This is a genomic window from Phocaeicola coprocola DSM 17136, assembly GCF_000154845.1.
Classification (GTDB): Bacteria; Bacteroidota; Bacteroidia; order Bacteroidales; family Bacteroidaceae; genus Phocaeicola; species Phocaeicola coprocola.
Window position 1 is genome coordinate 70155 of sequence record NZ_DS981485.1, and the last position, 21433, is coordinate 91587.

Here is a 21433-nt window from a genome sequence, read left to right on the forward strand (position 1 = left end):
AAACAGGATGAAAATAGGATATGCCCGTGTTTCCACCAAGGAACAACATCTGGATATGCAACTGGAAGCGTTGAAGGCTGCCGGATGCGAGAAAATCTTCTCTGAGAAAATGACCGGACGTCAACAAAACCGCCCGGAACTGGATGCCTGCCTGAGCTTTCTCCGGGAAGGCGACACACTTGTCGTATATAAGCTGGACCGGCTTGGCCGTTCGCTGAAGAATATCCTTACGCTATTGGAAGATTTCAAGAATAGGGGCATCCAATTCACCTCACTGCAAGACAACATCAGTACGGAAGGCGCAATCGGCCAACTGATGAACAACATTCTCGGTGCTTTCGCTCAGTTTGAAAGAGACCTTATCTATGAGAGAACCCAAGAAGGCAGAAGAATCGCCAAGGAAAAAGGTGTCAAATTCGGCAGAAAGACACTTATCAACAAAAACAACATCGCCAAGCAGAAAAGCTGCATCCAACTCTATGAATCCGGAACGCCGGTAAGGGAGATACAGAAAATATTAAACATAGGCAGTAGCGGAACAGTATATCGCCTATTAAGAAGGAATGGAATTGCGCTGAAATCCGAGAACAAAAATAACAAATAACGAATAAACCTCTGCCCATCCTTCAAAGATGATTCTCAAAGATCGTCTGCAATTCCACCTCTCAGCAAGATTATAGGAAAGTCCCCTTCACGGGGACTGATTTTTTTTAATTTTAATACAATAACTCCATGCACTCCTGTACCGCTTTTTCCAATGCTTCTTCCAAACAACAAAAAGCGTCCGCATTACTTTCGGAGTCATACAACACATAATCTCCAGCCCTCACAACCACATGCCAGACCGCCACGTTTTGTTCTGTTTGAAACGTATATTCACGAGTCTGTATCATCCATTGGATACATGCTGCCAGTGTCGGGCACTCGCACATATACATCGGGGTATTCCTTCCCTCAATATCGGTGCGTAGCCTATCCTGTTTGTCATACCAATACTCACAAGGCACGTAATAGTATAATTCCTTCATCATAAGAGCTGTGTCGCTATTAACCAATCTCTCTTTGTTGATTTGTGTAATCAAATTTTCCATATTAGCATTATTTAAGTTGAACATCTGATTTATTCTTCAGCTAGATTCAAGACCTTTTCATTTTTTGTATCGGGAAGGTCTTTGGTCAGCCGACCTTTTTTTTGATGTCATTCCCCATCTGAGTTCTGAGCCTTTTTTCGGCATATCAAGGTCTGGATTGCAAGCAATAAGCCAAGTTTCACTTATGGAAAATGTCGGGAAGACACTTCTTCATCGTTATTTTCCATACAGTAAAGGCGCATGGCCGTAACTTGCCATTTGCGGAATCCCGAAACCTTTGCCGAGCAAAAAGCCGGACTCGGATCGGAGGAAAGAAGCCGGGGGAGGCAGCCCACAGAAAGGGCAATCCGATACAATCAAGAAATTAACCTGCTATACCCTTGTGCGAGTGAAATAATCCATCATAGACACTACATACCTAAGTAGTGGTATCAATACACCGATCACATATATCATAGCGTAGCCCAAAAGGACAAAAGGTAATGTTTTACGATAAAGACATGCAACAGCGAGCAATATAAACGAAAAAGAAAAGCCATAAACCCCATATTGAAAACCGGGTATCAACTCATAAACAGGTACGGGTTCCGGATGAAGCATGGCTCCGGCCACAATAGAATAAAGGCTGGTCAATAATATAAGCAGCGTATATAAGCAACTCTTAAGAATCCTGGGATCATTCCTTTTACAATAGAGAATCGTTCGGATATCACTTCTAAGAAACTCAATGCCCAGTAAGAGAGCCACCATAACGCCTGTATCAAAAGTAGAAAATACATTCATTCCGATCACCTTTGGCGCGAAGATATGTATTTATTCTGAAAAGCCACGTCTTTGCGTATTTTACGATGTCGCATCCGATAGTCCGGGAAGCATTTTTTTGGTTCTTTTTTGGGGTGACTGCCAAAAAAGAACCCCGAAGCCGAAATCCCGGGCAGACGGGATTTCTCCCGTCCACCTTACCTATTTTGCAATCTTCCCTCGTCCGCATAGCTATAATAGTTATTGCCTGCCACAATCACATGGTCAACCAAACGGATGTCTAATGTTTCAGCGGCTTTTTTAACTGCTTCCGTCAAGCGGTCATCCGCACTGCTGGGCTTGCGTGCTCCTGATGGGTGGTTATGTACCATGATAAAAGATACGGCGTTATAATACAATGCCTGCTTCATGATAACCCGTATATCCACAGGGGCGGTATTTATCCCGCCGCATGAGATACGGACTTTACGGATGAGTTTGGACGAACTGTTCAGCAACAGCACCCACATCTCTTCAGTAGCTATATCGCACAAAACAGGATGCATCATTTTATAAACATTATTGCTGGATAAAAGCGCAGGACTTTCAACTTGCCCTTCTTTCAGCCGTTTATATAGCTCAATCGCCGCATAAGCGACTTTTTTACGGCTGGGTGTTAGTGTTTCCAGTACATCAGACAAGCACAATCCTTCTATTTCCATCTGTTCATACTTATATTCTTCACGTTTCAGTTTCTCACTGTTCGTCAAGGTATAAATCAACTCGCTGTTTTCCATCACCCGATAAACGTCATTCACTTCAAATACGGTTCTCTTCGTTTTCATACTGCCAAAAATTAAAAGATTAATACTCGCAAACATCGCTTGTCGCCCCAACCATAAATTTTTCCTCAACTGATTGGGAACAGTGCATTGAAGAGAAAGCGGGAAAGACGGATCAGAACGGGATTGAACTGGTAAATACTACCTCCCGGAATGGGAGGATGGAGATTTGGCTTTTCAATATCGGGCGTTCCGGCCACGCCTACCTTCGCAATGTTCCTATCAGTTCAGGAAAAAATCATCATACCTCTCTTCCGGCATAGCCGGAGCGTAGAGCGTTAGGGATAGCAGGGAAAAGCCTGGAGGGTAACGAGGACTTGCAACGAATAGCCCGGTCAGAAGGGAACGCCCTGAAAAACTAATTCGGATACAGAAGATGAACAGAACCGCCTTCCAATCATATAAAAAAACGTGAAAATCAACACATACTTCCGAAAAATCTTTTTCCGAAAGTACGTATAGGGCATGTGAAGGGAAAATTTATTTTCCCAGTCATTTCTATGTTATCGCTTTGGGGATATTTAAAGGGGTTAGGAGTTTAGGTCTTTATTATGTATTTTGGTGGATGGTTTTACACAGCCGATACCTTTTATTTAAAAATTTCTCTCTTTTATTTCACTGATATACCGACATATAAAAAAAACAGGGATTACCTATTCCCTTCATTAACGGGTGGACGGTTTTACACAGCTGACAAGTGAAACCGGACGCTTTTACACAACTAAAGCAAAAGGAGTGGACGGTTCTACACAACTAGAAGCAACAAACGGGACACTTCTACACAACTAAAACAGGCAAAGCGGATGACTCCACACATCTAATCACCCCAATAGGGACACTTCTACACAACTAATTCTATAAAAAACCGTGAAACGTGGACGGTTCTACACAGCTGGATCGTCCATGTTCACCGCCCCGTCCGTCTCCGGAGATATGAACTCTTCAGGAGCAGGAGCAACTTCCGTTCCATTGGCACTCTCCAACTCTTCCTGTGCCCATCCTTCCGGAAACCTGCCGAATACAGCCACGAAATCACTGATATATATCTGTTTCTTCTTTTCTACGCTTTCCGGGGAGTTTGCCCATAAAAGGAACTCTTTATACAGTCCGGCATCTTCCTCCACCTCTTTGATCTTCTTCCTCCTGACAGCCATATCCGTGTCCGGGTAGGCAATCTCGACATACAGCCCAAGCAGGTTCTTATAGAATTTCTTCACCACGACAGCATATTGTCCTTCATCAAAATAGTGCAGCGTATGCCTAGGAAACGAGAACAACACGGTATATGCCCATCTCTCATGATCGCCTTTCACAAAAGAGAAATTGAAATTGGTATATTTCAGGTAAGTATTCATCTTTTTCAGTATCGAGGCGACCTTCTTTTTCCGGTCTTTGGGTTCGGCAATCTCTATGCCGAGCTTTTTAGCCAGCTGATCGACTGTCAGCACATAAAAAGGAGCCTCATTCTTGGTGGTCTTATACTTGATCAGGTAAACCATCTTGGAAAGTTCCAGATAGAAATAGCGGTAACGGCTGGGCAGGCTACGGTAATCCTGAAGTTCCAAGAGGTTATAGAGCGAGAACATGAAATTCTTTATCTCCGGGCTTACCACTGCCGAGTACAGCCTTTTCGTTGACTTCTTCGTCTTGAAATCGGTCATTATGTCGAAACGTTTCAAGATCTGCACGAAATTATAGGATGTACGGCCATCCTCGCCAATGGTCGGATAGCAGAGGTTCTCCAATCCCAGTTTATAGAGAGCCGCCTCAAAAACCGTCTCGATAGGATGGTTGATTCTCTGTCCTGCCGTGTCGGTACATACATATTCCGGCTGCATATTCTTTCCGAACATGGCCGCGAGCTGCCGGCTATCCAGCTTGCGCTGCAAGTTGGTACGGTCATACCCCATCTTACGGCAGAAGTCTTCTACGGAGAACCAGGAAGTCCCGAACAAGTCTTTGAGGTGATAGCTGCCCAGGTATATGATCAGATCGAGCATGACATTTCCACCTGCCTCATACAACCGTTCAATCAGCACGGAATTATAGCTTTCCCCAAGCACCCTAGGGACACGAATCAGTTCTTTTGCCATGATAATACTTACAAAATCAATCCTTTCTCTGTTTTCATTGCCACAAAGATAGGCATACCGGCCAACATACGCGTCATAATTATCAATCAGTTTTAACGGTATGACCGGTATGGGAAAAGGAGAAGTACTTTCCTGAAGAATGCTTTATCCGCCCTTCATCAGAAAGAAAGCATCTTACACCTGTACCCCATAGACATCCTATATTACTTTTTCAGTTCTTCCGATAAAAAAGGAACGGTCTATCAATACTTGCACCAATGGTTTCTCTTTGACAAACTCATCAAGCTCACGCTTTATCAATTTATTGCCCAACCCTATGCGTCGTCCAAATTCCTCGAAATCCTTCCGCCCTACCTGATGAGCAATTTGACTCCACATTGTCATCTGTAATCGACTCAACCCTCGGTCTAAGGTGTAGATCGTTAGGTTATCAGTACAGCGAAATCATCCGTTCTCTCATGAGTATCTACTTCTGTGGTGGCTCATGTATTGAGGATGTCACTACTCATTTGATGAACCATCTCTCGCTTCATCCGACACTTCATACTTGTAGTTCTGATACTATCCTCAGAGCGATAAAGGAACTGACGCAAGAAAACATCTCATACACATCAGATACGGGTAAGAACTACGATTTCAACACGGCTGACACTCTCAATACTTTACTGCTCAATTGTATGTTTGCATCTGACCAACTGAAAGAGGGTGAGAAGTATGATGCAAAGCCTACATACAAGAAGTTCTCTGGTTATCGCCCTGGCGTGGCGGTTATTGGTGACTTGATTGTTGGCATTGAGAATAGCGATGGTAACACAAAAGTTCCATTTCATGGCACGTTTTCTCGCCATGGCAGAGCTTAAGTAAACTTAGCTCTGCTCATCTGGCTTAACGAAAACCTTCGTTTTCATCAGAAGGACACGCTGAAGAGGTTCTTTGAGAGATTTGAACAGAACAGGCTCACTATCAATCGTTTCAGAGCTGATTGCGGATCATGTTCCGAGGAAATCGTGGAGGAAATAGAGAAACACTGCAAGTCCTTCTATATCCGCACTAACCGCTGCAGTTCGCTCTACAATGACATATTTGCTCTCAGAGGCTGGAAGACTGAGGAAATCAATGGCATTGAGTTTGAATTGAACTCTATCCTTGTTGAGAAGTGGAAGGGTAAAGCATACCGACTTGTGATTCAAAGACAGAAACGGATGGATGGTGTGCAGGATCTTTGGGAAGGAGAATACACATACCGTTGTATCCTGACTAACGACTATGAATCTTCCGTAAGAGAAATTGTCGAGTTCTATAACCTTCGTGGAGGAAAGGAACGTATCTTTGATGATATGAACAATGGTTTCGGGTGGGACAGATTGCCCAAATCCTTCATGGCCGAGAACACTGTGTTCCTTCTTCTTACAGCACTTATCCGTAACTTCTACAAGGCCATTATCCAAAGACTTGACGTAAAGAGGTTCGGACTCAATGCAACAAGTCGCATAAAAGCGTTTGTCTTCAGGTTTATCTCTGTACCAGCCAAGTGGATCAGGACATCAAGGCGGTATGTGCTGAATATCTATACCTGTAACAATGCTTACGCAGATATTTTTCAGACTGATTTTGGATAACGCCTACAACTTATGGGTATGATACTGCGTATTGTCTCAAGTCGCATTGTGGGGTAAGGGGATGTTGTAGGCAGAAGTGGGTGTTTCTGCCTCAATTTATCTGATAATTCAGTAATGAGAGGACGTGTACACGCAAGAAGGACGTTGAAGGGCTTAGTTGCGGATTTGAGGCAGGTAAGAAAATACAAAGAATTAACAGCAACCGAGAAACTGAAATACCGTATCGCAGTGAAAATGACGGCAGCCGACTACTTCCGCCTGCTGACACGATCGCATGAGGCGGGCGTATCACCAAGCGAGTACATGAGGGAATGTTTCCGTAACGGTCATGTGAAAGAACGGCTGTCGGAGGAACATGCCGGATACATCCGCCAACTCTGCGGCATGGCTAACAATCTCAACCAGCTTGCGCGTAAGGCAAACGCCGGAGGCTTCCACGATGAACGGTGGGACTGCAAGGTGGCAGTGGCAAGGATTCATGAACTTATAACCAAGATAGGGATATGATGGCGAAAATCGTAAAAGGAAGCGACTTCAAGGGTGCGGTGGATTACATCATCGACAAGAAGAAGGATACGCAGATAGTAGCAAGCGAAGGCTTGTTTATGGAAAATCTGGAAACTATCGCCATGAGTTTCAATGCCCAGTCACGGATGAACGATAAGGTGACAAAACCTGTCGGACATATCGCGTTGAGTTTTTCCAAAGAGGATGAGTTACGGCTGACGAACCGTATCATGGCAGGCATCGCGCTTGAATATATGGAACGGATGGGAATCAAGAATACGCAGTTCTTCATCGCCCAGCATTTCGACAAGGAGCATCCGCACGTGCATATTGCTTTCAACCGCATAGACAACAACGGCAATACCATATCGGACAGGCACGAGCGTCTGCGCAGTACCCGCATCTGCAAGGAATTGACCTTGAAATACGGCTTGCATATGGCTGGCGGAAAGGACAATGTCAAACGCAACCGCCTGAAAGAGCCAGACAGGACGAAATATGCGCTTTACGACATCATCAAAATGGAAGTCGGCAGATGCGGCAACTGGAACGTGCTTATCGCCAACCTGAAACGGCAGGGAGTGGAAGTACATTTCAAGCATAAGGGGCAGACCAGCGAGGTGCAGGGTGTTGTATTCTCCATGAATGGCTACCATTTCAACGGCTCCAAAGTGGACAGGCGTTTCAGTTATTCCAAGATTGACGCGGCTTTGCAGCACAACAGATGCAGGGAACGTATGGGAATAACAGCCGGAATATATGAAACGGCTACACCAAGCGCACCGTCCGGCACGGCACAAAGCGAGTTGTTCAACGGCTCTTGGGGATTGCTAAAAAGCAGTGGCTCATCTTATAACACTGCTGATGCGGAAGCCAATCAGGAAATGGTGGATATACTTCGCAGAAGGAAGAAAGTTAAGCGCAAGAGAGGTGTTGGGTTCTAATATTCTGTACTAATCCAATTCTCACGACACTTGCGCTCTATATTCATTCGGAGTGTAACCTACCTCTTTCTTGAACAGTCGGGTAAAATGTTGCGGGTACTGAAAACCGAGATTATAGGCGATTTCATTAACGGTGTCGTCTGTAGATGCAAGTTCCGTCTTGGCTATTTCAATAGACTTGTCATGAATGAAATGCAGGGCGGTTGAACCTGTTTCTTTTTTCAATAAATCACTGAAATAGTTGGGCGAGAGGCAGAGCTTGTCTGCACAATACTGTACAGTGGGCAAGCCTATCCGTTTAGCAGCCCCATCATGGAAGTATTCGTCAAGCAACCGCTCAAATCTTGCGAGGATGTCTCGGTTTTGGTTGTCGCGTGTGATGAACTGACGGTCATAGAAACGTGTGCAGTAATCAAGGAACGTCTTGATGCTGTCTGTGATGAGGTTCTTGCTGTGACGGTGTATCGGATGGTTCAATTCATATTGAATCTTGTGGAAGCAATCCATGATGATTTGCCGTTCTTCCACACTAAGGTGCAATGCCTCGTTTGTCTCGTAGGAAAAGAACGAATATTCACGCATTATCCGCCCGAGAGGTGTATTCCGCAGCAGGTCGGGATGGAACATAAGCAGGTAGCCATCTGGTTGGAACTGCATGCCGTCATCTTCCGCACCGAACACCTGTCCGGGCGCGATAAATATCAGTGTGCATAATTATTCCTAAGTCTGTGAAACCGGAACGCATGAAGCAGAATCTCGACATATTAGACTTCACCCTGTCGGCCGACGACATGGCACGGATAAAGACGCTGGATACCGACAAGCCTTTCTTACTCGGCTCGCACGAAGATCCAGAAATCGTAAAATGGTTCATGCAGTACAAAAACGCCTGAACATCAACAACCATATTTCGATAGCCGCTATCGACTATATTAAGAAGTTATTCGTATATGCCTTTATTGTAATCCGTCATGTACTGAGTAAATGTTTTGCCTGTTTGCTGTTTGAAGAAGCGCATGAGATGGCTCGGATCAGAGAAATTGAAATCATCCGCCATTTCACTGACAGTGCGGTTGGAGAATAGCAATTCGTTCTTCAGTTCCTCAAGCAGACGTTGTTTTATCAAATGGGTAGCTGATACTCCGAATTGGGCTTTTACTGAGTTATTGAGTGTGATGCGACTGACATGAAGCATGTCTGCATATTCCTGCACCCGCTGGTGGGTGCGGATATTCTGTTCCAACAAGTCCTTGAACCGAAAAGCGAAATTGTTTTTAGCAATTTCAGCGGGCAAGCAATAGGCGGCAGCGTATGTACGATTGATAATCAGCAAAAGATAATATAGTAAGGAAACAATGATATTGTACGTATCGGACACTGGATTCATCAGCTCATACTTAATCTTTCCGAGCAGCCGCATATATTCCTTCATTTCGTCATGTGTGGCATTGATGTAAGGCGGCGTATCTGTCTGGTAACAATACAAAAGGCGAAAAACGAAGAACTTGTCGGCGATAAAAGTACGCATGAAATCTTCGCGGAATATAAGGAACGTGTAATCCAACGCCGTCTCATCTACATGCCACTCTTGTTGCTGATGGGGTGAAAGCAGGAGAACCATGCCGTCGCGCAGTTCAATCTTGCGGAAGTTCAGTAGCAAATATCCGTTTGCCTTACGGAAAAAGTAGAAGCTGAAGAAGTCTGTCTTAAACCGCTTGTTTTCTGTCAGCACAAGTCCGATGTCCTTGTTTATGGCAGTATTGATGTAAAAATCCACGCCGCAGCGTGTCTTGTTGAACGGTACGCTGACCAGTCGATCAGGGTTGATTATCTCGTCCATATCCTTGTCGTTTTTGCAAAGATAATAATTTCATTTATCAAAATGGCATAATTACCGTTTTTTCAGGCATAGATGTTTCGCCGGATTCTTCCGAACTTTGCACCCGTAATCAATAACAAGACATATAGTCATGAAAAAGACATCTACAGTACAATTGGTGCGCAATGCCACCTTGAAAATCAGGTATGCGGGACACACCATGCTAATTGACCCCGTTTTAGCCGACAAAGGCACTTTGATATCGGCCCTCGGTGTGAATAAAACACCGAGGGTACACCTCACCATTCCTATTCAGGATATTATCGGAGGCGTGGACATGGTGCTCCTGACCCACAATCACATCGACCATTACGAGCCGAGTGTCCCCACACATTTGCCCAAAGAAATTCCTTTCTACGTTCAGCCCCAGGACGCGGACGCCATCAGAAACGACGGATTTACAAATGTGATACCCATCGAAGAAATAAAAACAATAGACGGCATATCCATTTACCGCACGACCGGACATCATGGTTTCGGGCAGATCGGGCAGATGATGGGACCTGTATCAGGTTATGTGCTAAAAGCCGAGGGCTTCCCGACCGTTTATATAATGGGTGACTGCCGATGGGAAGCATGTATCCGAGACACCGTGGAACGGTTCAATCCTGACTATATCGTGGTAAACTCCGGAGGTGCAATCTTTCCCGAATTTTCCAAAACGGACGGTCCTATCATCCCCGACGAGAACGAAGTGATGCAGATACTTGACGAATTGCCTTCGCATATCAAGCTGATAGCCGTACACATGGATGCCATCGACCATTGCCAGACCACCCGTGCAATTCTGCGCAATGAGGCAACGCATCACGAAGCCGACATGAGCCGGCTGATTATCCCGGAGGACGGAGAAACAGTTGTGTTATGAGTGTCTGCATTAAATCCCTGATAAAAAACATGAACATAGTGGTAGGGTGCACTATAGGATGCCCTTACTGCTATGCCCGTAACAACTGCCGCCGTTTCCACATTACCGACGACTTTTCCGTGCCTGAATACATGGAACGAAAACTGCGCATCATCGATACGTCCCGTCCTCATGTGTGGCTCATGACAGGAATGAGCGATTTCTCCGATTGGAAGCCTGAATGGAACGCAGAAATTTTCGAGCGGATCAGCAGCAATCCCCAGCACGCCTATATCTTTCTGACGAAGCGCCCTGACAAAATCAGTTTCTCCTCTGACGACGAGAACGTATGGATGGGCGTGACCGTTACGCGCAGTTCCGAGAAAAGGAGGATTGATGATTTGAAAAAGAATATCAAAGCACGACACTACCATGTCACGTTTGAACCTCTCTTCGATGATATCGGCGAGATTGATTTCGAGGGAATTGACTGGATTGTCATAGGCACAGAGACCGGAAACCGAAAAGGAAAGTCATATTCGCGCCCCGAATGGGTGCTTAGCATTGCAGAACAGGCAAAGGCTCATGGCATACCGGTGTTCATGAAAGAGGATTTGCTGCCGATTATGGGCGACGAAAGAATGATTCAGGAATTGCCGGAACAATTTACCAGACGAATACAATGAATATGGATACAATAAAGGAAATAGATGTAAAGAGTGTAATGACCAAATCCTCTCTGCCGGTGGGAGGATATTCGGTCAACCCTTATGTAGGGTGTCCCCACGCCTGCAGGTATTGCTACGCATCGTTCATGAAACGGTTCACCGGGCACACCGAGCCGTGGGGTACGTTTTTAGATGTAAAAAACTGGAAGCCGATAACGAATCCTCATAAATACGACGGTGAACGTGTTGTAATAGGGTCTGTGACGGACGGTTACAATCCGTATGAAGAAGAATTCCACCGTACCCGAAGGCTGCTCGAAGAGCTGCGAGGAAGCGATGCCGAGATTATGATATGCACAAAGTCCGATCTTGTCCTTCGCGATCTCGACCTGTTGAAGAGTTTTCCCAAAGTGACTGTGTCATGGTCTGTCAATACGCTCGACGAGCAGTTCTGCGCAGATATGGACAACGCCGTAAGCATTGAACGCCGTCTGAAAGCGATGCGTCAGACATACGAGGCAGGTATCCGCACCGTATGCTTCGTCTCGCCCATATTCCCCAGAATAACAGACGTAAAGGCAATAATAGAGGAGGTAAAAGATTATGCTGATTTAATCTGGCTTGAAAACCTGAATTTACGCGGGCAGTTCAAAGGCGGGATAATGACGTATATCCGTGAGAAGTATCCTGACCTCATACCGCTTTACGAGGAAATTTACAATAAAAAAAGGCTTGAATACTGGCAGGCATTGGAGCAGGACATTTCAAATTACGCCAAGGAGCAGGGCTTCCCGTATCGTATAAACGATCTGCCATACGGACGCTCGGAAAAAGGCAAACCTGTCATCGTAAACTACTTCTACCACGAAAAAATACGATTGACAAAATGAGGCTATGCCGGACTGATGCAGAAAAGTTGTAGCGCGGATAAAAGCACCATGTATGTGGATAATATCCGGCAATCTTCCGAGCGTATGCGGGAGATGCTCAACACGCTGCTGGATTTCTTCCGTCTGGACAACGGCAAGGAGCAACCCAACCTTTCCCCTTGCAGGATTTCCGCAATCACGCATATTCTTGAAACGGAGTTCATGCCCATTGCCATGAACAAGGGGCTGACTTTGATAGTGGAGAGCCACACCGATGCGGTGGTTTTGACCGACAAGGAACGTATCCTGCAAATCGGCAACAACTTGTTGTCAAACGCCATCAAGTTCACGGATAACGGTAGTGTATCATTGGCAGCGGATTATGATAACGGTTTGCTGAAACTTATCGTTGAAGATACCGGTACGGGCATGACCGAAGATGAGCAACAACGAGTATTCGGTGCATTTGAACGTCTTTCAAATGCCGCCGCAAAAGACGGCTTCGGATTAGGCTTCCTGCAACCAGCCGTTATCCAACAGCCGGGTTAAATGCGTCCTCCCTATCTCGGCCGTCCCTTGCAGGACGACACAGCGGTCTTTCTCCTGGAGCTTTCTTAATTCCTCCAGTGAAGCCGCCATTTTCTCCGCCATTGTTGCCATAACCGTTTTTATTTAGATTCTGATTATTTTCGTGCAAATACTCGTTTTTAGACACGTGTAAATACTCGTTTTTAATTATGTGCATTTACTCGTATTTGTTGCAAAAATACAATATTTGTTCCGATAATCAGCTACTAATGAAGTCTTTTTTTACTTGTTGTATCGTCGAAACGGCCTTTCCCGTGAGCTTCGCCACGTTCCGGATCGAGTAGCCTTTCTTTAACAAGGCGATCGCCTCCCGGTATTCCTCTTTCCTCTGTTCGGCCGTTTTCCGGCTTCCCGGCTTCCGTCCCAGCCTGCCCCCTTTCTGGATGTACAACTCCCGTCCGCTATTAAGGCGGTCGATGATCCCCTGGCGTTCGATCGCGGCCAGTTCCCCCAACAGGGTAGTGATCAGAGAGGACAAGGGGTTTACCGTCTTGTCCGGCCGTAACGTTTCCAGGTTCAGGTTTTGAATATACACGCATATTTTATGCGTGTGCAGCGTATCGAGTGACTTTAGGATCTCCAGGGTTGAACGCCCCAGGCGTGAGATCTCGGTCAGCAACAACATATCCACCCGGTTCTGCGGATCTGTGCAGTATTCCAGGCAACGGCTTAAAACCGGGCGTTCGATATTGGCCTTTCGTCCGCTTATCTTTTCCTCAAAGACCGCCGTCACCTCGTACCCCCGTCCGGCTGCGAACCTCTCCAGATCGACAACCTGCCGTTCGGTCGATTGCCTGGCCGACTGCGAGCTTACACGTGAATAAATAACCACATTCATCCCTTTTGCTTTTGTTCTTCCTTATCTATTGTTTTAATCACCTTATCCACCTCTTTCAAGGAGGCATTATTTCCGGATCTATCCAAAAAAGAAATTCGCTAATTAACCTATAATTACTATCTTTGCATTGTAATGCTTGGTAAAGCCTCTGTTATCAAAACACGTAACCAAGTCAAGGATATACCCGTTCATCAAGAACGGGTTTTTCTTTTGCGACAGCCCATTCATAAGACAAAGGATATTATAACAGGTCAGTAATCACAGCCGCCGGAATATCCAGCTTTGAGAAAGCGAACATCTTTTTCCCCAGATCCTTTAACGAGGCTCCGATATGGTACACGTCCGTTTCATCAACGATCAGGAAACGGTCGTGACTGTCCCGGTACGTCCTGATGTCGATAGGTGGGTACTGGCTGTTATGCCTGTCAAGATCAAGTTGGAGTTGCTGCGTGATACGCTGGGTGTAAATGGTGGCCGAGACACCGACGCTGCGTTTACTCAACATGAGCAAGACCGTTTCGTCCACATAGTTGTCGATAAGCACGATCGAACGCCTGGCCGACTTTACCAGATCGGTAGCGAACTTGTACGCATCGAAAATCTGGCCGTTATAAAAAATGCCTTCGACCGGGGGCAAGGCAGTACGCACAAAAAAATCTATCTTCTCGGTATGTTGAGCGACAGTCCTTTCAAGTTCTGACAAACGTTTATTAATGGAATACCCTTTTAAAAGATAGTCCTTTAAAACCTTATTCGCCCATTGCCTAAATAAAATACCTCTTTTACTATTGACACGAAACCCAATGGATATGATCGCATCCAAATTGTAATAAGTCAGATTGCGCATCACTTGCCGTTTGCCTTCCTGTCGAACTGTTCGGAAATCCCGAACAGTTGAACTTTCCTCTAATTCTTTCTGATCATATATGTTTTTTATATGCTCGCTTATATTTGCTTTGCTGGATTGAAAAAGATCCACAATTTGCGCCTGTGTCAGCCAAACGGTTTCATCTTCCAGCCTCACTTCCAACTTGACCGCTTCATCCGGCTGGTATAATATGATTTCTCCCTGTTCCATTACTTATTTACCTTTTCTTAATTCATCAAGCCTCTGCATCGCACCGCTGAACTTCTCACTAAACATCATATCATCGGGCAAAACAAACCAGGTGGGAATACCTCTCGACTGTGGATTACCTATACATTCATCTTGCCCGTTCTGTTTGCGGTAATCGTCCCATTCACTATAAGCGATGTTCCAACGAATACCTAATTTATAGGTATTTTCCCATTTAATAATAGCCAGTGAATAGGCCGGATCATCTTTGCCGTCATAAATCACTTCTACAACTTCAACCATCCCTTTAGGGGAATTTATAAACTTCGGATTTTTATACGAATAAGTGCTCATGTCTTTTATTTTTTATTTATAGCACACAAAGATACTCAAAAACAAATATATACATATATACATACGTATGATTAACGTATAAAAACATTTATGGTTATTCTAATCTTTGATTAATTCCGGTACAGAAACAAAACGTACCGAAAGGTGGAAACCGGATTTATTTCGGTACGCTTCCCCGATCGGCACAAAAAACACGCAAAAAACGAAAAATACTACTTTTAGTATTTTAGTATATTAGTTTTTGACTATATTTGCGGACATGACAACCATTTAAAAAACTGAATTTATGAGCAAAGCAAAAGTAATCTCCGTATTGAATCACAAAGGGGGAGTAGGAAAGACTACAACCACGATCAACCTGGGCGGCGCGTTACGTCAAAAAGGGTACAAGGTTCTTTTGATCGACCTTGACGGACAAGCCAACCTGACTGAATCGCTGGGCTTCTCTGCGGAGCTTCCCCAAACGATCTACGGCGCGATGAAAGGCGAATACGACCTGCCGATCTACGAGCATAAGGACGGCCTTAGCGTCGTTCCCTCCTGCCTGGATCTCTCGGCCGTTGAAACGGAGTTAATCAACGAGGCCGGGCGGGAACTTATCTTAGCCCACCTTATCAAGGGCCAAAAGGAGAAATTCGATTATATCCTGATCGACTGTCCCCCCTCGCTGTCGCTGCTCACGCTTAACGCACTGACGGCCTCGGATCGGCTGATTATCCCGGTTCAGGCTCAATTCCTGGCAATGCGTGGAATGGCCAAACTTATGCAGGTCGTCCACAAGGTGCAGCAACGTTTGAACTCGGATCTTTCGATAGCCGGGGTTCTGATAACCCAGTACGACGGAAGAAAGAACCTGAACAAGAGCGTTTCGGAACTGGTACAGGAAACATTCCAGGGCAAAGTGTTCAGCACCCATATACGCAACTCCATTGCGCTGGCCGAAGCCCCGACACAAGGGCAGGATATTTTTCACTATGCCCCCAAATCTGCCGGGGCAGAGGACTACGAAAAGGTATGTAACGAACTGCTAACAGAAATAAAGTAACCATATGGCAAAGAAGAACGATTTAAAAAACAGTATGTCGGCCGGGCTGACCGGGGGATTAGACAGCCTGATCCAATCCACGGCCGGGCAAAAAGAGGCTCAAAAGCCGAAGAAAGCGAAAACCGTGCATTGTAATTTTGTCATGGACGAAACCTATCACCAGAACTTAAAGCTGATCGCGATCCGCAAAGGCGATTCGCTAAAATCGGTATTGCAAGAGGCTATATCTGACTACTTGGATAAAAACAGTTCCCTGCTATAACAGCGTATCGGGAATATACAGGGCAAACACTCCACAAAAGAAATTCTCCAGGAAAAAGGTACGCAAAAAGCACCCCTACACATCAAAAAGTATATTGAAAATGCGATTCCCTATAAAGAACCCGTTGGCAGGATTAATCTTGCGTATGTTTAACCTGCCAACGGGTACGATATTAATAAACGTTTGGATTAAGGTTGGGGTTGGACGTTTACGTCTTTATCTGCATCAACCCAGCCTGTTGTCTCTGCATCAAACTGGATCGGATTCAACACAGCCACTCCCTGATCAGTATAACCACCACCGAAAATCAACGTGTAGATATGACGCTTGCCCGCTACCCATGTATCTCCGAACGGAACATAAATTGTTCCGTAACTATCTGCTGAACCCAACAGATAACCTCCGGACTGCTGGATTTTGCAGGTGATCGACAGGTAACATTGATGCGCACCGTCGGCTTTTATCTTGGTATTGGTGGCTTCTTCGGAAACTTTCCATGCTGTCAGCTTCTGTGGTATATTCAGCATAGGAGTTTTTTCGGAAATATCGGTAGCTGTGGTATTACTATTGACCTCAATGGATTTGCCTTGCACTACGGTAATAAAACCTCCTCCTGTAGAGCTTTCAGGCCAATCACCCACAGCCCAACTTCCCGTTCCATCGGCTGTCGCAGGCAATGTGTAGACGCCGCCCATTTTTACATTAAAAATCTTGATGTCCTTTATATTCACCTGCATGTTATCGTATTCGGTCTTTGCTTTGAATACGACCTGTGACAGAATATGCTTGAAGTTAAATTTCACTACTCCGTTGTTCTTGTCTTTTGTCTGGCCTTTGGCTATGGCATACATCACGTCGTAGTTTTCATGAGCATTGATACCAGATCCATACTCATCGGAGCAGGAATAAGTTATCTTTTGAGTATCCTTGGTGGCTTCCCACATATAACTCCACTGCATGGCTTCATCAACCGTTCCGGGATTGAACGCGTAAAAGTCCAAAGGCTCGGTAGGCCAATAACGAAGATCGCCCGCATTTTTATAATCCCACTTATTATCTTTGTACACGATATTCACTCCGTCATGTCCAAATTCCGTGTCGACCTTTCCCATGAAGGCAGTACCATCCGCCGTAAAAGCGAACACGTCGAAATCGGTGTTCTTCAAGTTGGTGTTGGTAGTAGGGGTAGCCCTCGTTTCCGCCGCATTACTTAACACGTTAAAACCAATCGCATTTCGTGAGGAGGTTTCCACATTCGCAATCTCCTCGTCTGAGCAACCCATGAGTAGTGCTCCAAAGATTGCCCAAAGCATTACTGTACTTTTTTTCATAAATAAAAATAAATTAAATTGATACATATAATTAATAAACTCGATTACTTAATAGTTGACATAGCGTTTACCCGGCATCCAATCCGCACTGAAAACTCAAATATCCGTTTATAACACTATATCCACATTCACATCATCCCAATCATCAACGTCCACATCAAATCCCGCACCGTCACTTCCCGGCTCGAATGGTACCTCATAATCAAAATTCAACACCAGATGCACATCACCGACATGCCCCGCTACCGGGACATCATGCACTTGGTCGCTCACGTCCTGTTCCAATACAGACATGCTGCCGGAACGGTTCTTGAGATACAGCCGGAAAACATTGGGCTCTCCTTCAAGTGCGGAATGTCCAAACGTATAGAATCCGCCTATAATCTGATTCCGTGAAACCATTCCATCAAAGAGCAGGCTCTCCGAAAGACCGGCGGGCAAACTGTCGCCGGACATGTTAAGCGAGCCGGACATGCCGGAAAGAGCGGCCCGCAAATCCGCCACCCTATCCAGTCCCCGAAGACCGTTCACCTCATACGTGTAGTGACATACCATGTTTACGGGAGTTAGCCGTACTATCTCCGCGCTTCCTCCCGGAATGTCCTTGAGGATAACTCCGTCTATATGGTCGCCACACAGCCAGGGTGGGGTGACAGCCATTGTCCGGTTATCCGGTGACCGAACATCACGCGTATCGGCAGTAAAAAGCGTGTAACTGCCGTTTCCTTTCCAAACCATCCCGTCGGTATCGTAGTTGAAGCAAATTACCCGGTAATCATTCTCGGGGAGCTCCACTTCCCCCCCCTCTCCTCCGGGGAAATCAAATATCCACGTGTTGCTTTCATCATCGGTCGGATAAAATACGACCCTCATGCCTTCAGGCTTGTCATGATTGGAAATCTTGGTCCAGTCGAATATTACCCGCACCGTGGCAAAGTGCGGATGATCGTAACATAAATCCTTATGCTCACAAGCCGTCAGTCCTATCCATAAAAATATGAACACCAGACTAAAGCGTATCCGTATCACTGCCTGCCTCCTTTCTTCCGGCTATAATTCCCCCGCCCGATCAACCACACCAAAGAGATACCCGCCTTGGTCGGGCCGAACCAGCGGCGGTTTTTAGTGGTCTGCCATACATAGTGACCGTCCAAAGGGATGTACTCCTTGTACGATCCTCCAAGGTAGCCGATTCCCAACGTGAAATCCACATTGAACCGATGTCCCACAGGTAACGAGTAGCCGTAAGCCACGCCTCCCCCGTAACTCCATTTATCCCCCAAGTAACCTTTCCCACCCAATTCGAAATCATAGGTGACGATCTGCCCGTACAATCCGACATGATGCCCGGAAAACGGTTTTTCCACCGCTCTCCGACCGAACCAGCGGCGCAACTCCACATCTCCCCCATAGATACGCCAATAATTATGCTTCCGATCACTTTTCCACCAGGCATACATCCAATTCCCGGCCACAGACCAGTTCTTCCCCAAACAGAACTCAACCCCGATGTCAGGTATCAAAACAGCGTCATAAAGCAAGTTTGTTTTCACCGCCATGCAAAACGGCCGTTTCTTTACCGGAGCTATGACGGTAACGGTATCACGGATGCACAACGTATCACGTGTATGTATATATACCGTATCTCTGACGGGATTTATCGGATCACTATCATAGCATATTTTCACCATCGACGAACGAAGTTTCGGAAAATGGAATTTATACAAATATGAGTATGGCCTCCCCCCTTTCAGTCTTTTCAGTTCTCCCCCCCAATAAGGGCTGTCCTGGTTTTCCAAACGTACGATCTTCTCCAACAAACGAAGGACATCCTCCCTCTCCGGAACATTCACATCCGCTCTCACCATCGTTATAAGTCCGTTCCAGTCACTTCCCGAAAAATGAAAATCCTTCTCCAATACCGGAATCTTTATATAAGGTGATATATACCGCCACAAAACCTCTGCTCGTTTTTCAGACAGCCTTCCATTCAACAGCCCCCCTCCTTCCGGGGAAGCTCCTCCTATTATTTGAATTTTCCTGATAAGACGGACGGAGTCGTTCAATGCGGAACAGATTTTAGCAAACCGCTCCATCTCGTTCCCATTGTCAAGTAAACATGTATCTATATTTACCTTTCCTTGATGAAAATAGATCCTTACCGAATCACGCTTCTCCTGAGCGGATATTTCTCCGCTTATACTCAACACGAGCACGAACAATACACATTTAATATAAAAAAAACATCTTTTCGTCATTTAATCATTTGTTAATATGACAATCCAAACCCAGGCTTTTACACCCCCTGAATTTCAACCGCTAAAGATATGCACTTATAAACCAACCTCCAAAGCAAAAAACAAGTATTTTAAACTTATAAATACTTAAAAAGACAACCACACAACAGCTACAACACTTACCACAGCAGCCAATCACGCTTACACAACAATTAAAAACACTTAACATCATAAAGAAAAGTACTTAAACATACAAAAAAAAAAAAACAGTTATTTTTGCAGGAAACATTATACTTAATAACACTTAAAACAATAAAACACATGAAAATCAGCACAAAAGCCGCTACTTTTCTAAGTTCAATAAAAACTCAAACTTACGACAAAAAAGAAAGAGAAATGATAATAACGTATCAACAAAAACGTGTCTTTCATCTATCCCTGCTCATGCTGGCCTTATGCGCACCCATATACATATATTCAGTTCCATTTCCCAATGAACAGTTTTATTATATTAACAGCGTATTATTCCTGTTTATCATTATGTGCACTCTCGCTTATTTTAAAAAGAGAGTAAATCTGACCACGACCTTTTCCATTATACTGATAGCCATACATATCGAGATTTTTATCGAAATAATTTATTGCTCAATATGTAGCGGATATGAATATAGTTATCAAAGAGCATTGATAATGAGTAACATTAGTATCTCTCTCTTATTTACCATGCTTTCCATCTGTGCCTATATGAGTAATATCTCCATCCTATTGTCCTCCCTTACCATAGCTTCCTATACAATCTGCACACTTATCACCGACGAACCGTTCCTATACAGTTATCTGCCTTTGATCATCATCATATACACCATGATCCCCTTATTAGGAAGATCCTTACACAGTAATATCAGCAGCTTGCTAAAAAGTAGCAACTTGCTAAAAGAGGAAGAGGAAATGCTTTTGAAACGTCTCCAAATGAAAAAGGAAGAACTATTCGCGTTCGCCGAGTTGTTAAGCGAGAATAACCCGGAAGAAAAGACAAGCTCCCTGTTAAGCATAATAGGGGAACAATCCAAAGAAAATCTTTTTACAGCCCTTGCCGCATACCAGAAAAAGGAAAAAAGTAAACTTGATACAATCAGGAGAATATATCCCAATTTATCCCCGTCCGAATTAAACATCTGCCGTTTAATACTGCAAGACAAGACCGTCAGCCAAATATGCGAATTATTACATCGGAGTAGCGGAAACATAACCAGCCAACGAGCGAACATACGTGCCAAACTCGGACTGAAAAAAAGCGACAATTTAAAAGAAGCATTACAAGAACGCATGAGGCTGTATGAAGAAGAACACCGGCAAGAGGACTTTTCAGCCATGCGTTAGGGATTGCAGAGTAAAGCCCACAGCCTTTAGGCGAGGACTTGCAACGGAAAGCCTGACCGTCCCACAGGAACGCCCAAAAGAAAAAGAATCCCCCGAACATTCATCCGGGGGACATCCAAGCCGTCACATCAATTATAATACAGATTCAGATCATCCGTGCCAATCTCCTTTCCGTCCCGGAAAACAAGGCGTAAATCAATCCTCTCTCTGTTTTCATTGCCACAAAGATAGACATACCGGC

General features: G+C 44.9%; 23 protein-coding genes and 2 pseudogenes. 12 read left to right on the forward strand and 13 right to left on the reverse strand.

Features of this window, described 5'->3' with window-relative positions:
• Nucleotides 1-7: 7 nt before the first annotated feature.
• Nucleotides 8-604, forward strand: coding sequence for a recombinase family protein (locus BACCOP_RS11305; RefSeq protein WP_005868781.1), 597 nt, complete (start codon nucleotides 8-10; stop codon nucleotides 602-604).
• 112 nt (nucleotides 605-716) lie between these two features.
• On the opposite strand, the gene BACCOP_RS11310 is transcribed toward BACCOP_RS11305, so the two are convergent.
• The 5 genes from BACCOP_RS11310 to BACCOP_RS11330 all read right to left on the reverse strand — a co-directional run bounded on the left by BACCOP_RS11310 (nucleotide 717) and on the right by BACCOP_RS11330 (nucleotide 5151).
• Nucleotides 717-1115, reverse strand: coding sequence for a hypothetical protein (locus tag BACCOP_RS11310; RefSeq protein ID WP_005868782.1), 399 nt, complete (start codon nucleotides 1113-1115; stop codon nucleotides 717-719).
• 348 nt (nucleotides 1116-1463) lie between these two features.
• On the reverse strand, nucleotides 1464-1874 hold the full coding sequence (locus BACCOP_RS11315; protein WP_005868783.1) for a hypothetical protein: 411 nt from the start codon (nucleotides 1872-1874) through the stop codon (nucleotides 1464-1466).
• Nucleotides 1875-2050: 176 nt separating this feature from the next.
• A complete protein-coding gene (locus BACCOP_RS11320) occupies nucleotides 2051-2677 on the reverse strand; it encodes a JAB domain-containing protein (RefSeq protein ID WP_005868785.1) in 627 nt (208 codons plus the stop codon).
• Nucleotides 2678-3558: 881 nt separating this feature from the next.
• Nucleotides 3559-4767 (reverse strand): hypothetical protein, encoded by a 1209-nt coding sequence (locus tag BACCOP_RS11325; RefSeq protein ID WP_007569205.1) that lies wholly within the window; start codon nucleotides 4765-4767, stop codon nucleotides 3559-3561.
• Between the two features lie 198 nt (nucleotides 4768-4965).
• Nucleotides 4966-5151: a hypothetical protein gene (locus tag BACCOP_RS11330; protein WP_007564641.1), complete on the reverse strand. Its 186-nt coding sequence runs from the start codon at nucleotides 5149-5151 to the stop codon at nucleotides 4966-4968.
• Between BACCOP_RS11330 and BACCOP_RS19875 the strand changes: the two are divergent.
• From BACCOP_RS19875 to BACCOP_RS11350, 3 genes and pseudogenes are all read left to right on the forward strand, one after another.
• Nucleotides 5127-6386: pseudogene (locus BACCOP_RS19875) on the forward strand (IS1380 family transposase); the annotation flags it as partial. The gene BACCOP_RS11330 and the pseudogene BACCOP_RS19875 sit on opposite strands and share 25 nt — an antisense overlap.
• Nucleotides 6387-6500: 114 nt before the next feature.
• Entirely contained in the window at nucleotides 6501-6893 is a 393-nt protein-coding gene (locus tag BACCOP_RS11345) for a MobC family plasmid mobilization relaxosome protein (protein ID WP_005868789.1), read from the forward strand.
• Nucleotides 6890-7837 carry a relaxase/mobilization nuclease domain-containing protein gene (locus BACCOP_RS11350; RefSeq protein ID WP_005868790.1) on the forward strand — a complete coding sequence of 316 codons (948 nt, stop codon included), beginning with the start codon at nucleotides 6890-6892 and terminating at the stop codon, nucleotides 7835-7837. Before BACCOP_RS11345 ends, BACCOP_RS11350 begins: the two co-directional genes overlap by 4 nt.
• 21 nt (nucleotides 7838-7858) lie before the next feature.
• Here the strand turns inward: BACCOP_RS11350 and BACCOP_RS11355 are convergent, their stop codons facing one another.
• A complete protein-coding gene (locus BACCOP_RS11355; protein WP_224201639.1) occupies nucleotides 7859-8494 on the reverse strand; it encodes a helix-turn-helix domain-containing protein in 636 nt (211 codons plus the stop codon).
• A gap of 86 nt (nucleotides 8495-8580) precedes the next feature.
• Here BACCOP_RS11355 and BACCOP_RS20685 point away from each other — a divergent pair, with 86 nt between their 5' ends.
• The gene (locus BACCOP_RS20685) at nucleotides 8581-8730 is read left to right on the forward strand and encodes a hypothetical protein (RefSeq protein ID WP_004329303.1); all 150 of its coding nucleotides are present in this window, start codon (nucleotides 8581-8583) and stop codon (nucleotides 8728-8730) included.
• A gap of 47 nt (nucleotides 8731-8777) precedes the next feature.
• On the opposite strand, the gene BACCOP_RS11360 is transcribed toward BACCOP_RS20685, so the two are convergent.
• A complete protein-coding gene (locus BACCOP_RS11360) occupies nucleotides 8778-9677 on the reverse strand; it encodes a helix-turn-helix domain-containing protein (protein WP_004329302.1) in 900 nt (299 codons plus the stop codon).
• Between the two features lie 130 nt (nucleotides 9678-9807).
• On the opposite strand from BACCOP_RS11360, the gene BACCOP_RS11365 reads away from it, so the two are divergent.
• The 4 genes and pseudogenes from BACCOP_RS11365 to BACCOP_RS11380 all read left to right on the forward strand — a co-directional run.
• Nucleotides 9808-10584, forward strand: a complete 777-nt coding sequence (locus BACCOP_RS11365; RefSeq protein ID WP_004329300.1) for an MBL fold metallo-hydrolase — start codon at nucleotides 9808-9810, stop codon at nucleotides 10582-10584.
• Nucleotides 10581-11249 (forward strand): radical SAM mobile pair protein A, encoded by a 669-nt coding sequence (locus BACCOP_RS11370; RefSeq protein ID WP_004329299.1) that lies wholly within the window; start codon nucleotides 10581-10583, stop codon nucleotides 11247-11249. Before BACCOP_RS11365 ends, BACCOP_RS11370 begins: the two co-directional genes overlap by 4 nt.
• Nucleotides 11246-12121, forward strand: a complete 876-nt coding sequence (locus tag BACCOP_RS11375) for a radical SAM mobile pair protein B (protein ID WP_004329298.1) — start codon at nucleotides 11246-11248, stop codon at nucleotides 12119-12121. The genes BACCOP_RS11370 and BACCOP_RS11375 overlap by 4 nt, the downstream gene beginning before the upstream one ends.
• Nucleotides 12122-12613: pseudogene (locus BACCOP_RS11380) on the forward strand (sensor histidine kinase); the annotation flags it as partial.
• Nucleotides 12614-12887: 274 nt separating this feature from the next.
• On the opposite strand, the gene BACCOP_RS11390 reads toward BACCOP_RS11380, so the two are convergent.
• From BACCOP_RS11390 to BACCOP_RS11400, 3 genes are all read right to left on the reverse strand, one after another.
• Nucleotides 12888-13526: a recombinase family protein gene (locus tag BACCOP_RS11390; protein WP_007564634.1), complete on the reverse strand. Its 639-nt coding sequence runs from the start codon at nucleotides 13524-13526 to the stop codon at nucleotides 12888-12890.
• 241 nt (nucleotides 13527-13767) lie between these two features.
• Entirely contained in the window at nucleotides 13768-14604 is an 837-nt protein-coding gene (locus BACCOP_RS11395) for a virulence RhuM family protein (protein WP_007564633.1), read from the reverse strand.
• A 3-nt stretch (nucleotides 14605-14607) separates the two neighbouring features.
• On the reverse strand, nucleotides 14608-14937 hold the full coding sequence (locus BACCOP_RS11400) for a hypothetical protein (RefSeq protein WP_007564632.1): 330 nt from the start codon (nucleotides 14935-14937) through the stop codon (nucleotides 14608-14610).
• A gap of 286 nt (nucleotides 14938-15223) precedes the next feature.
• Between BACCOP_RS11400 and BACCOP_RS11405 the strand changes: the two genes are divergently transcribed.
• Both BACCOP_RS11405 and BACCOP_RS11410 read left to right on the forward strand, forming a co-directional pair.
• Nucleotides 15224-15982: a ParA family protein gene (locus BACCOP_RS11405; protein WP_007564630.1), complete on the forward strand. Its 759-nt coding sequence runs from the start codon at nucleotides 15224-15226 to the stop codon at nucleotides 15980-15982.
• Nucleotides 15983-15986: 4 nt separating this feature from the next.
• On the forward strand, nucleotides 15987-16244 hold the full coding sequence (locus BACCOP_RS11410; protein ID WP_005648607.1) for a hypothetical protein: 258 nt from the start codon (nucleotides 15987-15989) through the stop codon (nucleotides 16242-16244).
• Between the two features lie 188 nt (nucleotides 16245-16432).
• On the opposite strand, the gene BACCOP_RS11415 is transcribed toward BACCOP_RS11410, so the two are convergent.
• The 3 genes from BACCOP_RS11415 to BACCOP_RS11425 form a co-directional block, all read right to left on the reverse strand.
• Nucleotides 16433-17575, reverse strand: a complete 1143-nt coding sequence (locus BACCOP_RS11415) for a fimbrillin family protein (RefSeq protein ID WP_227994799.1) — start codon at nucleotides 17573-17575, stop codon at nucleotides 16433-16435.
• Between the two features lie 108 nt (nucleotides 17576-17683).
• A complete protein-coding gene (locus tag BACCOP_RS11420) occupies nucleotides 17684-18604 on the reverse strand; it encodes a DUF5119 domain-containing protein (protein ID WP_007564613.1) in 921 nt (306 codons plus the stop codon).
• Nucleotides 18601-19833 (reverse strand): DUF3575 domain-containing protein, encoded by a 1233-nt coding sequence (locus tag BACCOP_RS11425; protein WP_007564611.1) that lies wholly within the window; start codon nucleotides 19831-19833, stop codon nucleotides 18601-18603. Before BACCOP_RS11425 ends, BACCOP_RS11420 begins: the two co-directional genes overlap by 4 nt.
• Before the next feature lie 300 nt (nucleotides 19834-20133).
• On the opposite strand from BACCOP_RS11425, the gene BACCOP_RS11430 reads away from it, so the two are divergent.
• Nucleotides 20134-21192, forward strand: a complete 1059-nt coding sequence (locus tag BACCOP_RS11430) for a helix-turn-helix domain-containing protein (protein ID WP_007564609.1) — start codon at nucleotides 20134-20136, stop codon at nucleotides 21190-21192.
• Nucleotides 21193-21433 lie beyond the last annotated feature (241 nt).

Excerpts from the sequence above, each read along its gene's own strand:
- BACCOP_RS11305 (WP_005868781.1), top strand. The coding sequence starts at position 8 with ATGAAAATAGGATATGCCCGTGTTTCCACCAAGGAACAACATCTGGAT.
- BACCOP_RS11310 (WP_005868782.1), bottom strand. The coding sequence starts at position 1,115 with ATGTTCAACTTAAATAATGCTAATATGGAAAATTTGATTACACAAATC.
- BACCOP_RS11315 (WP_005868783.1), bottom strand. The coding sequence starts at position 1,874 with ATGAATGTATTTTCTACTTTTGATACAGGCGTTATGGTGGCTCTCTTA.
- BACCOP_RS11320 (WP_005868785.1), bottom strand. The coding sequence starts at position 2,677 with ATGAAAACGAAGAGAACCGTATTTGAAGTGAATGACGTTTATCGGGTG.
- BACCOP_RS11325 (WP_007569205.1), bottom strand. The coding sequence starts at position 4,767 with ATGGCAAAAGAACTGATTCGTGTCCCTAGGGTGCTTGGGGAAAGCTAT.
- BACCOP_RS11330 (WP_007564641.1), bottom strand. The coding sequence starts at position 5,151 with ATGACAATGTGGAGTCAAATTGCTCATCAGGTAGGGCGGAAGGATTTC.
- BACCOP_RS11345 (WP_005868789.1), top strand. The coding sequence starts at position 6,501 with ATGAGAGGACGTGTACACGCAAGAAGGACGTTGAAGGGCTTAGTTGCG.
- BACCOP_RS11350 (WP_005868790.1), top strand. The coding sequence starts at position 6,890 with ATGATGGCGAAAATCGTAAAAGGAAGCGACTTCAAGGGTGCGGTGGAT.
- BACCOP_RS11355 (WP_224201639.1), bottom strand. The coding sequence starts at position 8,494 with ATGCAGTTCCAACCAGATGGCTACCTGCTTATGTTCCATCCCGACCTG.
- BACCOP_RS20685 (WP_004329303.1), top strand. The coding sequence starts at position 8,581 with ATGAAGCAGAATCTCGACATATTAGACTTCACCCTGTCGGCCGACGAC.
- BACCOP_RS11360 (WP_004329302.1), bottom strand. The coding sequence starts at position 9,677 with ATGGACGAGATAATCAACCCTGATCGACTGGTCAGCGTACCGTTCAAC.
- BACCOP_RS11365 (WP_004329300.1), top strand. The coding sequence starts at position 9,808 with ATGAAAAAGACATCTACAGTACAATTGGTGCGCAATGCCACCTTGAAA.
- BACCOP_RS11370 (WP_004329299.1), top strand. The coding sequence starts at position 10,581 with ATGAGTGTCTGCATTAAATCCCTGATAAAAAACATGAACATAGTGGTA.
- BACCOP_RS11375 (WP_004329298.1), top strand. The coding sequence starts at position 11,246 with ATGAATATGGATACAATAAAGGAAATAGATGTAAAGAGTGTAATGACC.
- BACCOP_RS11390 (WP_007564634.1), bottom strand. The coding sequence starts at position 13,526 with ATGAATGTGGTTATTTATTCACGTGTAAGCTCGCAGTCGGCCAGGCAA.
- BACCOP_RS11395 (WP_007564633.1), bottom strand. The coding sequence starts at position 14,604 with ATGGAACAGGGAGAAATCATATTATACCAGCCGGATGAAGCGGTCAAG.
- BACCOP_RS11400 (WP_007564632.1), bottom strand. The coding sequence starts at position 14,937 with ATGAGCACTTATTCGTATAAAAATCCGAAGTTTATAAATTCCCCTAAA.
- BACCOP_RS11405 (WP_007564630.1), top strand. The coding sequence starts at position 15,224 with ATGAGCAAAGCAAAAGTAATCTCCGTATTGAATCACAAAGGGGGAGTA.
- BACCOP_RS11410 (WP_005648607.1), top strand. The coding sequence starts at position 15,987 with ATGGCAAAGAAGAACGATTTAAAAAACAGTATGTCGGCCGGGCTGACC.
- BACCOP_RS11415 (WP_227994799.1), bottom strand. The coding sequence starts at position 17,575 with ATGAAAAAAAGTACAGTAATGCTTTGGGCAATCTTTGGAGCACTACTC.
- BACCOP_RS11425 (WP_007564611.1), bottom strand. The coding sequence starts at position 19,833 with ATGACGAAAAGATGTTTTTTTTATATTAAATGTGTATTGTTCGTGCTC.
- BACCOP_RS11430 (WP_007564609.1), top strand. The coding sequence starts at position 20,134 with ATGAAAATCAGCACAAAAGCCGCTACTTTTCTAAGTTCAATAAAAACT.